Source organism: Virgisporangium aurantiacum (assembly GCF_016863635.1).
Lineage (GTDB): Bacteria > Actinomycetota > Actinomycetes > Mycobacteriales > Micromonosporaceae > Virgisporangium > Virgisporangium aurantiacum.
In genome coordinates, this window is sequence record NZ_BOPG01000044.1 from 1 (window position 1) to 13,380 (window position 13,380).

Consider the following 13,380-nt stretch of genomic DNA (forward strand, 5'->3'; position numbering starts at 1 on the left):
GATCTGACACAACCGCTTCACGCCGAAGCGCTCGGAGTGGTCGGCGACGAACTGGAAGCGGGTCACCAGCGCGTCTCCCCGGCGAAATACCGGGCCGCCTTCCTCAAGATGTCGCGTTCTTCCTCAAGCTCGCGGACCCGGCGTCGCAGTTCGGCGTTCTCGTCCTCAACCGAAGCCGGCGCCACCTGTGCCTGCCGCGCGGATCCGGCCGACGCGCCAGTACCGCGACGCTGATCGTCGGCACGGACCCAACTCCGCAACGTCTCCCGATTGATCCCCAGGTCATCGGCGATCGACGCGATCGTCGCGCCCGGCCGAGACCGGAACAACGCCACCGCATCGGCCTTGAACTGAACCGGGTAGTGCTTGTTCACCATCGTCTTCCAGGACTCCTGTCCACCAGGACCATCACGATCCCAGTCTCAGGTGTCCAAGATCAGGGGCAACTCCCATGCGCTCTTTCGAGCGTTGCTGGCAAAGTGACCTCCTGCTGGCGCACCAGCCGAGTCGGGATGGTGGTCAGCCAGTACCTGTGACGGCACCGATGTGGCGCCCTGAGCCCGCCGGGGGGCACGGGTCGGCCGTCCGGGCTGGGGGCGGCGGCGCGGCACCCGGGCGGTGGGTGTGCTGATGCGGCGCTGGTCGTTGGCGCCCGAGGCGGTGGCCGCCGGTCGGGACATCACCGGCACCGTGCACACCGGGCCGATGTACGTGCAGGTCCTCGCGGGCCGTTTCGACCGGCTGCACGATGCGATCTTCGACCCAGCGCCGTTGGAAGAGCAGTTGGACCTGGCCCGGCAATCCCAGGACGGCCGGTTCTGCACGGGCCGGTCTCAGATCAGAGCCTGCTCGATCTCGTGATCGCGGCCGCTGCGGAACGTCGCCACGTCGTCGTGGATGTCGTTGAGCACGAACAGCTCCCACTGACGGCAGTCGAGGCAGAGCCGGGTCTTCGCGACCGGCGCAAGCCGGATCGTCCGGGTCGAGGCGAGGTTGTTGACATAAACCTGGTTCGGTGCCACCGCCTCCGACACCAGGCGTTCGAAGGGCTCCCACTCCGGGTGACTGCCCCGCAGCCGCCGGCCGATCAATCGGAATGCACTGCCGGTGTACTCGCACCGGTCCACCAGGTCGAACTGCATCTGCGCGAGCCAGCTGACCGACTCGAGCGTGGAGACGACGACAGGCTCGATGCCCGCGATCTCCTCCTCGAGCTCGTGGGCGGCACGAACTCCGTAGGCGTGGCCCGAGCTGTTCCGGGCGCGCTGGATGCGGAGGAGAAGCTCGTGTGGGCCGTCGGCGCCGAGCACGACGTCGAACTCACTGAGTTCCGGCACTGGGCCCTGCTGAACGAGGTCGCGGATCAGGGCGGTCCAGGTGCCGAAGGTCGCACCCCGGCTGAACCGAGCGCGAAGCCTCCCGCTGAGGACGCCAGCGTTGCGCTCTGCCAGCACCGCGAGCGCCAAGACGCCCATCGTCCGCGCGATGCTCTCGCCGAGCTTGAGTAGGGCCTCCTTGCGCTGGGGCAGGGACGTGGCGATCCGGTACTGCCGGGCGAGGGTGGCAATGGGGAACGGGTAAGCCCACTCGGCGCTCCAGACCGGATCGGAGAGTGGCTGGACAAGCTCCGAGGCGAGCCTCGCCCGGGACGTCGTGGCCGCGAGGTTCCGCAGCAGTTGGGGAAAGTCGCCGCGCAGGTCGTCGAAGACGTTGGGCATGAGCGTCGATACGACGCGGGCGAGGTCGGCGCGCGTCTGTTGCAGATCGTCGAGCCAGTCGTCGACTTGCGGATCGTCGATGAGCGGCAGCGGAACGGGGACGTCCCGCAGGCGTCCGTGGGCGGCGACGTCGGCGTTCTGCGCGGAATCCAGCCACTCCTGGATCGCCCGCGCCGCGCCTTTGACCGGACGCAGAACGGTCAACGGGGTCACGGCGTCGCCGAACGCCGCTGGCAGGACCCGCCACAGCCCCGGGCGGCCGACGATGTCGCCGCCGGCGCACGGCCTCAGCCCAGCGGACGACTGCGGCTGCGAGTCACCGAGCCTCGGCAGGTCCGTCACCGACGACGCAGCCCCGAGATGCTGCACGGTCAACAGCGGGCTGTCCGGATCGGGCCGCCGGGCCGGGGAAACGAAATCCACTACCCCGCCTAGCGGAACATTCTCGACGCCGAGCGGAATAGCGAAGAAATGATATGGCCGGATCTCGTAGCCGATTTTGATCGTGTCCGGGTCGATCCAGGCATCCGGCGTCCGGGGTCTGATCTCTTCGGCGAGGAAGAGGTCCACGTCCCGGTTCAGTGGGAGCTCGTGGACGGTTCGGAGATGGGGGTCGGCCCCCGACTGTGCGCCGTCGCCGCGCGGGGGACGGTCGACGGTGACTCGTCGATAACCCAGGTTCACGGCAGGTATCACGATCGCCGGGCCGCCGCTCGGGGTGCGGCCGTCCACCGCCGCCCGGTAGATGCCGGTGATATAAGCCGTCTGCTCGTGGGTGATGTACTTTCGCTTCTGGTCCAGCTTGCCGCGCGTGATGGCGAAGCGCTGACGGCAGTCGAGCAGCACGACGTTGCCGTGCCGAGGACTTTCCTTACGGTTCGACAGGATCCAGACGTAGGTGCCGATGCCGGTATTGGGAAAGAGCTGATCGGGCAGCGCGACCACGGTCTCCAGCAGGTCCCGCTCGATCACCCATCGACGGATCTCGGACTCACCCGAGCCCGCGGCGCCCTCGAACAGCGGCCTCGATGCGAGGACGACGGCCGCTCGGGAACCACCCTGCTCGGCCGGCCGCATGTGGGCCACCAGGTGCTGGAGGAACAGGAGAGAGGAGTCGGAGACCCCGGGCAGCCCGGCACAGAATCGACCCGCGGCCCCCTGCGCCGCCTCCAGTCTGATCTGCTTCGCCGCTCTGGCCCAATCCATTCCGAAGGGCGGATGAGCCACCAGATAGTCGAATGTCTCCCCGGCGTGGCGATCGTCGGTGAGCGTGTCGCCGAGCAACACACCACCCGCGTCGATTCCCCTCATCGCGAGGTTCATGCGGCTCAACGCATAGCTGTGCGCGTTGATGTCCTGGCCGAAGACGTCCAGCCCCGTAACGCCGCCGAGAAAGTCGCTCGCTGCGGTGAAGGTTCCACCCGTCCCGCAGACCGGATCGTAGAGGCGGACCCTCGCCACCCGGCGGGAAAGCCTCTCGGCGTCCGGCGCGAACAGCACTCCGGCCACGAGCGCCGCCACGTCGGGCGGTGTAGAGAACTCCCCAGCCATGTGGGTGAACAGGTCCGTGCTATGCCGGACCAAACCCGTGAAGACGGCACCCATGTCTTCGTCCGGCACGGCGGCGCGGGTGAGGTCGATGGCGGCGAACCGCGCCGCGAAGTCCGAGAGTATGCGCACGTCAGCCAGCCGCTGGACGACCTGCTCGAACTCCAGGGAGCGAAAGACCGCCATATCGTCGACAAGATCCATGACGTCCGCCAGGAAGGGGTCCGCTCCCTCAACGCCGCCGAGGATGCTCGGCTGTCTGGGGCGGGCAAGACATTCGAGCCGTCGCAGGAAGGCGAAAGGCAGGAGGACGCGGTAGTACTCGCTCTGCTTGAAGTCGCCCCGCAGTAGGTCGGCCGCGGACCACAGCAACGATGTCAACTCCACCGTCACGCGTTCACCACCCCATCAGCCCGAGCCGATGTCACGTTAGAAGTTGTATCAGATGGTCGGGATGAGGCCTTCAGGCGTCGTCGACAACGGCGGGAATCACCGGCGTTCGCCGTGGTGGGGGACGCGGGGCATCCCGCACACCATCCCGGAGCGGGTCGATGTGCGGGCAAGCCGCGCCCGCAAGGATCGCGCGGCGGTCGGCCACCGAAGGTCAACCCGGTCCAGTACAAGACGCGTAACCGAATCGAACGCGGGTCGGCCGGCTCAAGCAGTTCCGGGCCGTGGCCACCCGCTACGACGAACTCAAAGGCCGTTACCTGGCAACGGTCACCATCGCCTCAATCATGATATGACTCCGCGCGGAACCCGACCGCACCTGCCCATGATCCACCAGATGCGCTCTAACATTGCGGCCTCGCCTTACCGTCGTCCGTCGAGTCGCCGCTGCGCGCCTGGTAGCGCCGTGCGCCGCTGGCCTCCCAAGAGTCCCAAGGCCGGCGAGAACAAGTAGCCCGTGGCTCTTGGCTGGCCGCGCTCGCGTCGGCGCACAATCGCCGGGATGACCCGAGCAACAATGTCCGACGTGAGTAACGAACCGAGCGGCGGACAGGGCAACGATGTCGGTACTGGTCCCGAGCGCACCCCAATCGCAGTCGATGTGGCCGAGGCGGTCTGGCGTCCTTTTTTCGTAGACCCGATCCTGTCTCGACCGCCGACGCCGGTCGGCCCAGGGAATGTCCCCGCCGGTGGCGACCTCGACCTGGGTATCGGGTGGGACCGGTTCGAGCAGCTGATGGTATTCGTCGCCCGGGGATTGCTGGGCCTCAACCGGGTGAAGTTTCGCCGCTATGGCCTGCCCGGTCAGGCTCAGCACGGCATCGACCTGGCCGGCCGGCACGCCGATGGGTCCTACACCGTCGTGCAGTGCAAGGAGTACGACGAGTTCAAGGCGGCGGATCTGCGGGAAGCGGTGAGCAAATTCGCCGTCGGCGATCGGCCGTTCGGTTCCCGGCGCCTGATCGTCGCGGTCAGTGTCGTTACCCGCGATACCCGGGTCGAGGAGGAACTGGGCCGGCTGCAGGACCAGTATCCGGACTTGGAGATCGAGTTGTGGGGCGCTGAGCAGATCAACGATGTGCTGCGCGAGCGCGCCGACATCGTGGCTCGGTTCTGGACTCGGGAGACCGCCGAGACGTTCTGCACCGGTGCGCCGCTACCGGGAGTGTCGGCCCCACCGCCGGACTGGGCCCGGGTCGCCGATCAGGTGCTGCTCACCCCGCTGGGCGTGGACGGCATGGACGAGGATCTCGCCCGGGCGGACGAACTACGGACTGATCAACCGCTGGCCGCCGCGCCGATCTACGCCGACCTGGCCGACCGGTTGGACGCCGACGGGTACACCGGCCACGCCAATCTCATGCGGCGCCGGCAGCTCGACGCCCTGGCCGCCGCCGGTGAGGAGGCCGCCTGGGCTGCTCTGACAGCGCAGTTGGCCGCCACCGCGCTGCACGAGGGTGACTGGTTCCGGGCCAGGTCGCTGCGCATGAACCTCGACCCTCGGGCGCCACGCCCAGTACGTGTCCCGCCGCCAGAACCGGGCGACGCCGACTCGGGCGCGGCTGGTGACCCCCAGACGCGTGCCATCACCGCGTGGCACCTACAGCTGATCGCTGCCGCAGTGACCGCCGCGACGCACCAACTCGCCGACAGCAGCGCGCTGATCACGGCGTTGCGGCAGCCGCTGCCCGCCGGTGTCGAGGTACCCACCTACCAGCCACTGCTGGTGCTGCTGGCCGCCGAACTGACCTACGCCGACGCGGTGATCACCCCGCAGGACCAACCCACCGCCGGCGGATCCGCACCGGTGGCGAACCCGGTCGTCCCGGCGGTGTCCGCTCTCGACGACCTGATCTCGGCGGCGTTGCGTCAGCTGGCCAGCGCCCCACCGTCGCCGGACACTAGGGACGTCGCGGTCCGGCTGCAGCTGGTCCGAGCTACTTACGATCCGCAGGCCAGGGCGGAGTTGGTGGCTCAGGCACGACAGCGACGGTTGCCGCGCCATCACGCCGCGCTTGTCCTGGCGGCACAGGCCCGCCGCGAAGCCATCGACGGTTTCGCCGAGGAGGCGGTCGAGCATTTCCGCCAAGCGGTCGAGCACGGCCTGCACGACGGCCGGACCGACCACGCCGCCGGATGGCTGTATGCCATCCGCGCTGTCGGCATCAGCTACGGGCCGTTGACCGACCGCATGGACGAGGAGCACATGCTGGCTCAGGCGCTCCCGAAGACCGGTGGCCGCCGGCTGATCCGCCGCGTGCGCGATCCACAGACCGATGCCCGGCGTGAGGCCCTCGACGGTGATGCGATCGACGCGATCCGCGCGGCGCGGCGGTGGCTGGCCGACTGCATCGTCACCGGCGACTGGGCCGACGAAGACGTCGCCGCCGAGCTGCTCGGCGATCTGTACGCCGCTAACCTGGAGCCGGACCGCGCCGCCTGCTGCTACCAGTGGGGCAACGCGTTGACCAAGGCCATCAAGCTCGCCAAGGACGTTGGCGACCACGTGCTGCCGCGAGCGGCTACCGGATCCGGCCCGTGGTGGCAACGGGCGGCCAGCCTCGCCATCGCCGCCGAACAGCAGGATTTGATCGACGACGCCACCGCCGCCGCGCTGCTGCGCGAGCTGTTCGACCTCGTCGTGCGCGGCCGCGCCGGCGAACTTGTCGAAGGCCCCGGCCAACCCCTCACACGCCGGACCACCGCCACGATGTTGATCTTCGCCGGCCGGGGCAGCAGCGAGGACGCCCGGAGGGTGCTGGACCTACTCGCCAACGATGTCACCCGAGCGGCCGACCACTACTTCCCCCACGATGAGCAGCACGTGCAGGCCTGCCTGGCCATCGCCGCCCACCACGCCGAACTCGCGTGGGCGGCGTTCGTGCGGCTGTTCGACCTCGCCGAGGCCGGCGCGCCGAAGGCGTTGGAAGCGTTGCGGCAGCCAGCGGTGCGCGCCGTGCTCGAAGAATCCGCGCCAGCCGCTGACGGTGCGCCGCTAGGTGCGTTGACCGAACAGCAGCGCCGGACCCTGCGGGATCGACTGCACGCGATGGCCGCTGCGGGCCGGTACGAGGCCGGGCTGGCCGCCGCCATGCTCGGCGACACAGATCCCGCCGTCACGCAGCGGGCACTCGCCGCGCGTAAGCGGCTGCTCAGCCGACCGGAGCCGGATGGACACGGTCACGCCTTCGGCACCGCCATGGTTTCCGACTCGTACCTGGTCGGCTTCCTCGCCCCCGACCAGCAGCGAGCGTGCCTAGACAAGGTACTGGCGGTGGCCTCGGACCGTCGCGAGGCCGCCGTGAACCGCCAGGATGCCCTGACGGCCGCTGCAAATCTGGTACGCACACAGCCGGATAGCGTGAAAGCTGACGTGCATGCTCGTAGCCGGCCATTCGTCACGGGTGATCAGGACGGCAGCGCGCTCGATGATGAGACGACCAATCCACACCCGCTGAGCTCCTTCAAGATCAACTTTGGGTCGCCGTCGCTGCAGGCCGAGGGTCTGCGACTTGCACTGGGCAGCGCGGTGTCCGCCGAGGAGATCGCGTGGGTGCGCGAAACGGCGATGGTACTGATCGGATCCGGTAACCAGCGCCTGGCTCGCGAGAGCGCGCAGGTGCTGTCGCGGATGGGCGTCGACGTGGTCCAAGACTTGGACGTGACTTTCCTCGTCGGACATCCGGACCGGGTGGTGCGCGAGTTCGCCGCGTTCGTCGCGGCGACCGCGCCCAGCCGCTACGCCAAGATCTTGCGGGTGCTGGCCGCCGATGCGGACTGGACGGTCCGATTGCAGCTCGCAATGCGGCTCAATGCCTTCGTGAAGTCCAGCGGCGGCATCGCCGGCGACCCCGAACCCGCACGGTTGGACCAGTCTGCCCTCACCATCGCCCAAGACGTGCTCACCGCGTTGTCTCGGGACGTCAGGCATCGAATCCGCCGAGCCGCAGCCGACCAATCGCGGTGACCGGAGACGTGCGGCCCGCTGAGCCTCATTGACATGCCGGCCGCCGTTTCGGCGCCGCACCGTCGGCGCCAGCGAGAACGTCGGCAACATTAGCCTCCCCCTCGCCGGTGACGGCAAATTCGCACCGGGAGCGTTCGGGGCGAGCCGGTGACCGGAACTGCCGTCTCATGACGCAGGCAAGGCTCGGCGTTCGTGCGAACGCCTCTGAATTTCGGCGATCTCGTTGATCGCGCGAATCAGACGCAATCCGTTCCACGGCATGGTGACCAACCGGCGAAGCCACGACCGGTGGGCGAAGATGATCGCGGTGTCGAACTGCGCAATCATGTCGCGCACGATCTCTGCTTTGCTTGTGCGATCCCGGGCCGACAACATCACCCCGTGAACAGTGCTGATGTACGGGGTGAGCACCTTCTCCGTCAGCATTGGCGGGTAGACGCTCAGGTAGCGCGTCTGCTTCACCGGTAGCTCGGCGGCGCGCTCCACCAGCTTGCGGTAGTTGTCGTCCCGCAGGCGGGCGATCCCCTCACGGACATGCCGGTCAGCGTCTGCGGGAGCCTCCATGGTGCAGAGGGCAACGGCGTAGGTGAGGAGGAGACGCGCCTCCTCTAGAACCTCGCCGCGGATTCCACGCTTGGCCGCTCGGCTTTCCGCCCACGGCCGAATTACAGCCTCGGTGAGAACCGCGATCGCTCCCCCGGCCACGCCACCGCTGATAATCGCTTCCCAGTCCAACAACGCCACGCCAACACAATGACAGCCGGGCACCACTGCGAAGGGGACAGGCGGAGATTACCCCAGCCGGGCATGCCTCCATGCTTGGCAAAGGCTGGGCCGAGAAGTCCTCGAACCGAACCGGGTGTGACCGATCGCCGTGATCAATTCGGGGAGCGCGTCACACTTTCTTCGAGCCCACCCCGTGCGCTGCTGACGAATGTACTCACGGATTGTCGTCTCGCGCTCTCTCCGTCACTCTCCGTCGCCGCGCTGTGTTTGGCTGCTATGTCGCGTACTCAACACGCCTAATGCGGGCAAAGCGTTCACCACGACCTTTGACGGAACCGCCCTGCCGGGCGTTCCTCCCTCGGGCGGGCGTAATTCACCACTAGGTCGCGCCCACCGAAGTCTTTGCCATTCAGCTCGGCCACCGCTTGTTCCGCGCTGTGAGTCCGCATCTCTACGAAGCCGAAGCCTTTCGACCGCCCGGTCTCCCGATCCACGACTAGTTGCGCCGACACGATCTCACCGATCCGTCCGAAGTAATCTGCGAGGCTTGGCTCGGTGAGCTGATAGGGAAGATTGCCGACATAAAGCCGCCTCGTCGGCCCGGACGGTTCGGTTCCGGTTGTCTCGGCGCGTGTGGTTCGGGTAGGCGGTACCAGCTGCGGTATATGTGCCAACATCACGTCGGGCTCAGGTGCAATGCCGCGTCTGTCGGCGCTCCACCGCATCCACCGTTCTGGCTCGGAAAAGCGGTTCGTGGACCGGTGGAAAATCATGATCTTCAACTGTTCGATGGTGATGTGGGTAGCGCTCGTCGCTACGAGGGCATCGATGCGCCTACGAGACTCGGTCCGGGAATCGATGCGTGGCGAACGAGTCAGGTCCACGTCCAGATGATATCCGCGCTGCCACTGACCAACACGGCGAACGTTGCCTCACCGCCGTGACCTCGCCGTCAAGGTTCTCGCCAACTTGAGTTCCCTGCCTGTCCCCCGACCGCGCGGCACGTCCTGATCCGATGAGACACTCAAACTCCGGCGGGACGGACCCTGCGCTGGAGGAGCTCAGAAGCGATTTGAGCGCGGTGACCGCGGCGGCATCGGTCTAGCGAAGTTCACGGACACGCGGCGTCCATCGAGTTCCTGATCGTTCAATCCGTCGACGGCCCGCTCGGCATCTTCGCGAGTCCGCATCTCCACGAAGGCAAAACCTTTGGACCGCATAGTATCTCGATCAACTATTACGGCTGCGGAGACCACTTCGCCGAACTTCGCGAAGTGATTGGCGAGAATCTCATTGGTACTGCTGTACGACAAGGCGCCGACGAACAGTTCCTTCCCGGGACCGAACGAGTCGGCGCCCATACCGGTGGGAGTACCCGCTGTGGGTGGCGCCGAGCCCGAGTTTACGACGCGGAGCGTTCCCAAGTGCGTTAGTCCGTTGGAGGTGCTCGCGTCCCATCGAATCCACCGCTCCGCCTCGGCGAACCGGTTGAAGGCTTTGTCGAAGACAATGATCTTAGACTTGGTGCCGGCGACACGATCCAGGCATGGCGAACTCGTCGGGTTCACATTCGGATGGTACCTAGTCCGACGCGCTCGGTCTGTTAGTCGCCTCATGCCGCCAGTGATCGAGATTGATCCGGGTGGTCCGCGTATCGAGGTGGCCAGGTCCTAGAACCCGCAGCTGGTCGCCGAGTAGATCATCTAGTGCGGCGGCGGCCACTTCCGGCTGGCCGGCCGCGCCACGCCACGCGGCCAGATTGCCCCGTGTGCCCAGGGTGTCGGGGTGGTCTGGCCCCAGGACGCGCAGCAGATCGGCCAGCAACGCCTCGGTGGCTGTGGCCGCGCCGTGCGGGTCGCCCGATTCGCCTCGCCAGTAGGCGAGGTTGTTGCGGGTGCCGAGCGTGTCGGGGTGATCTGCGCCCATAACCCGAATGCGGTCGGCGAGCAGTTCCTCCATCGCGGCGACGGCCGCGGCTGGGTCGCCGGCCTCTCCCCGCCACCGGGCCAGGTTGCCTCGGGTGGTCAGGGTGTCGGGGTGATCGGCCCCAAGCACCCGCAGCCGGTCGGCTAGCAGATCCTCGAATGCCGCAAGCGCACCGTCCGCGTCGCCAGCTTCCCCGCGCCACCGGGCCAGGTTGCCAAGCGCGGCCAGCGAGTCTAAGTGGTCGGGTCCCAGTACGCGCAGCAGGTCAGCCAGCAATCGCTCCGTCGCGGCGACGGCCGCGGCTGGGTTGCCGGCCTCTCCCTGCCACCGGGCCAGGTTGCCTCGGGTGATCAGGGTGTCGGGATGGTCGGCCCCAAGCACCCGCAGACGGTCGGCTAGCAGATCCTCGAATGCGGCCACGGCGCCAGCCAAGTCCCCCGCTCCGGCTCGCCACCTCGCCAGGTGGTTCCGAACCGCCATCGTCTCCGGGTGATCGGCGCCGAGCATCCGCGTCGCTACGACGCACATGTCACGCCAGAAGACGACCGCAGCGCTGACCAGTCCGGCATCGCCGAGGCTGGGGCCGGCGCGGATCAACGCCGGATGCGGGGCGGACGACCAGAGAAGATCGCCACCGAATTCGTATACTTTCTCGATGTTGGATCGCAACGCCTGCCCGACCGCAGGCTCCCGATCCAATGGTGGCCAGACCTCCGCGATGGCGTCAGCGGCAGATAAACACAGGTCCTGACGGCGGCTGTTTGCCTGTTCACGGGTCGCGCGCTGCACCAGGCCGTGCACCCGGACCGTCCTGGCAGGTTGACCGTCGATGCCGATCAGGCTGAGCCGGCGCAGACCGTGAAGTGCGTCCCGGGCCTGCTCCAAATCGACTGGCGCCCCGCCGCTGCGATGCCTTGCCAGATAGTCCCGGGCGGGCGCGGCGGTGACAAGGCCGATGGGAATGCCGTTGGGGTCGAGGACGCTGGCCAGCTCTAGCATCGGTCCGGCGACGCCTTTGGGCTTGAGTTCGTTGGCCCATTCGATGGACAGTGCCCAAGTCGCCGCAAGCGTTGTCCGGTGATCGTCCGGGAGGGCGCCGGGCTCCGGAACGAGATCATCAAGGAGCCTGCGGCGGTCATTGAACCGCTGGCGGTACTCGGCGCATCCTAATCGTCGATCGCGCATATACGCGGTGGCCTGAGCCAGCGCCAGCGGCAGATACTCTAGATCCGCAGCCAGTTTGTCAGCCTCGTCGTCTGGGCCGATGCGATCGTGAAGGTACGCGACCGCCTGCCCGGCTGTGAACAGCCCAACATCGACGACGTGGCGCCCGCCCGTGGAGAGCACGGAATCCTGACGCCGCGTGGTCACCAGGATTCGTCCCTCCGACCGGTGCGGTGGCCACAACCCGCGCAGGTCTCCCGGATCGGCGAGGTCGTCCAGCACGACCGTCCACCGACTGTGCGTCACGCCTAGCCAGTTGACGAGAGCCGCGGCGGCGGTCTCTGGGTCACCACGGTCAAGCCCGAGCATTGTCGCGGCGGCCGCAGCATAGGCGGTGACAACCGCTCCGCGGCTGGCCGCCGATACCCAGATCAGCGCGTGCGTATCGCCGACATTCCACAGCTGCCGGGCCACCCCAGCGGCGAGCTGAGTCTTTCCTACCCCTCCCAGTCCTGACAGCACGGCTGTTCCGGTGCCGGATGCCGCCAGTACGAGCTCCGCCAATTGCTCCCGCGGCTGGAAGCAATCCGGAGCGGCGGGAATCCACCCTATGAGCCTTCTCGGTGGCTTGACTTCGGATCGGTCGACCGCCTTGCGTCCCTGGCTGGACCGGCGTTCTTGTTGCGCTTCCCGACGCCACACCTCCCAGACGTGTAGCGCCGGCGGCGTGTAGGCGGCGCTGTTCGACTTCGCCCGAATCATTAGATATTGGACGACCAACCCGAAGGCGCGCCCGGAGCGCGGGACGACCTTGCCCGAGATCCACTCCTCGACCGAACTATCCGTCACCTTCACCCTGTTAGTGCCGCAGTAATCGACGATCTGCCTGTAACTCGGTCGGCCCGCCGCCCGATAGAGCGACGTCAGCTGACCGGACAGGGCAGCGGACTTCGGCCCCGCGCGACTCTCCGCCACATCCGCCTCCTGCTCCCATCCGGTTCGCATCCGACTCGGAACCTTTCCGGAACCTTCTCCGCCACACTCTGACCTGCAATGACGTGACTCGCTCGTACACAACGCTTCGCCGGAACGCCTGATGATCTTGCTCGATTGCCCTCACCGCGGCCCGCACCGGCGCGGGCAGCAGACCTAGAGGGAGAACGTCATGAAAAAGGGTAACGACGAGGCCGAGGGCTCCTGGCGGCAGCGGTTCGGCTGGTCCGCTGTTCGCGGTGCCGTATCCGGCGGCGTCCACTTTCTCCTCGCGCGGATCTGGGACCTACTCAATTCGTAGACCACGATCATCACGGACTGTCCCGGCTCGCCGAGCCGGGACTTTTCGTGTCGTCGATCGATGCGGAAGCGGGATTCACCGGCGGCTAAGGTCTGGGCACAACCCCAGCAACGAAGAGTCGGCGCGCACATGATGGCACGGCGGATCATCTCGTAATCAGTGCGGTGGCGGAGGTCCTTCAAGTTCGGCGAGCGTCCATCGGATTTCTAGAGCAACGCCGCGCTCGTCGGCCCGGAGCAGATCGGATTCCACCGGCCGCTGCGCCCAACCATCTCGGCAACCACCGACTCACGGCGGCCAACCTCGCCGCGCTGGGGCGGACCTACCAACCACGCCGCAGACGTGCGGCGTGCCGAACTTGAGCGCGTTCGCTGCGGTCAGCGCCGTTCTTCTGTGAAGAAGATCCCGCAGCAGGGCACGAACCTGCCCAACATCCGGTCCCAGGGCACAGGCACGGAACGGTGCCCCCCGTTTACCCCCCGAAAACCAGTCCCAAGCATCGACCGCCCGTGACAAGAGACGACCGTCCTGGCGGTGCGTTTGTGCAGGTCAGTGTTAAAAATCTGATGACTAGCGACAACCGTGAG

At 67.2% G+C, this 13,380-nt stretch carries 8 protein-coding genes and 2 pseudogenes; 3 read left to right on the top strand and 7 right to left on the bottom strand.

The window, feature by feature from the left end:
• Together Vau01_RS65705 and Vau01_RS65710 are read right to left on the bottom strand one after the other, a co-directional pair.
• Positions 1–167: pseudogene (locus Vau01_RS65705) on the bottom strand (IS3-like element ISTesp3 family transposase); the annotation flags it as partial.
• 27 nt (positions 168–194) lie between these two features.
• Positions 195–377 (bottom strand): annotated as a pseudogene (locus Vau01_RS65710) (transposase); the annotation flags it as partial.
• Positions 378–630: 253 nt separating this feature from the next.
• Here Vau01_RS65710 and Vau01_RS32080 point away from each other — a divergent pair.
• Positions 631–861: a hypothetical protein gene (locus Vau01_RS32080; RefSeq protein WP_204000408.1), complete on the top strand. Its 231-nt coding sequence runs from the start codon at positions 631–633 to the stop codon at positions 859–861.
• On the opposite strand, the gene Vau01_RS32085 is transcribed toward Vau01_RS32080, so the two are convergent.
• Positions 834–3,659: a class I SAM-dependent DNA methyltransferase gene (locus tag Vau01_RS32085; RefSeq protein ID WP_204000410.1), complete on the bottom strand. Its 2,826-nt coding sequence runs from the start codon at positions 3,657–3,659 to the stop codon at positions 834–836. The two genes, Vau01_RS32080 and Vau01_RS32085, sit on opposite strands and share 28 nt — an antisense overlap.
• Before the next feature lie 583 nt (positions 3,660–4,242).
• Here Vau01_RS32085 and Vau01_RS32090 point away from each other — a divergent pair.
• Complete coding sequence (locus tag Vau01_RS32090; RefSeq protein WP_204000412.1) at positions 4,243–7,683, top strand: PDDEXK family nuclease; 3,441 nt, start codon at positions 4,243–4,245, stop codon at positions 7,681–7,683.
• Positions 7,684–7,848: 165 nt separating this feature from the next.
• Here the strand turns inward: Vau01_RS32090 and Vau01_RS32095 are convergent, their stop codons facing one another.
• From Vau01_RS32095 to Vau01_RS32110, 4 genes are all read right to left on the bottom strand, one after another.
• Positions 7,849–8,427 (bottom strand): hypothetical protein, encoded by a 579-nt coding sequence (locus Vau01_RS32095; protein ID WP_204000415.1) that lies wholly within the window; start codon positions 8,425–8,427, stop codon positions 7,849–7,851.
• 296 nt (positions 8,428–8,723) lie between these two features.
• Positions 8,724–9,293: a hypothetical protein gene (locus tag Vau01_RS32100; RefSeq protein WP_204000418.1), complete on the bottom strand. Its 570-nt coding sequence runs from the start codon at positions 9,291–9,293 to the stop codon at positions 8,724–8,726.
• Between the two features lie 177 nt (positions 9,294–9,470).
• Positions 9,471–9,977: an RNA recognition motif domain-containing protein gene (locus Vau01_RS32105; protein WP_204000421.1), complete on the bottom strand. Its 507-nt coding sequence runs from the start codon at positions 9,975–9,977 to the stop codon at positions 9,471–9,473.
• 13 nt (positions 9,978–9,990) lie between these two features.
• Entirely contained in the window at positions 9,991–12,504 is a 2,514-nt protein-coding gene (locus Vau01_RS32110; protein ID WP_204000424.1) for a tetratricopeptide repeat protein, read from the bottom strand.
• Between the two features lie 160 nt (positions 12,505–12,664).
• On the opposite strand from Vau01_RS32110, the gene Vau01_RS64735 reads away from it, so the two are divergent.
• Entirely contained in the window at positions 12,665–12,793 is a 129-nt protein-coding gene (locus tag Vau01_RS64735) for a hypothetical protein (RefSeq protein ID WP_275423975.1), read from the top strand.
• The last annotated feature ends 587 nt before the right edge of the window (positions 12,794–13,380 follow it).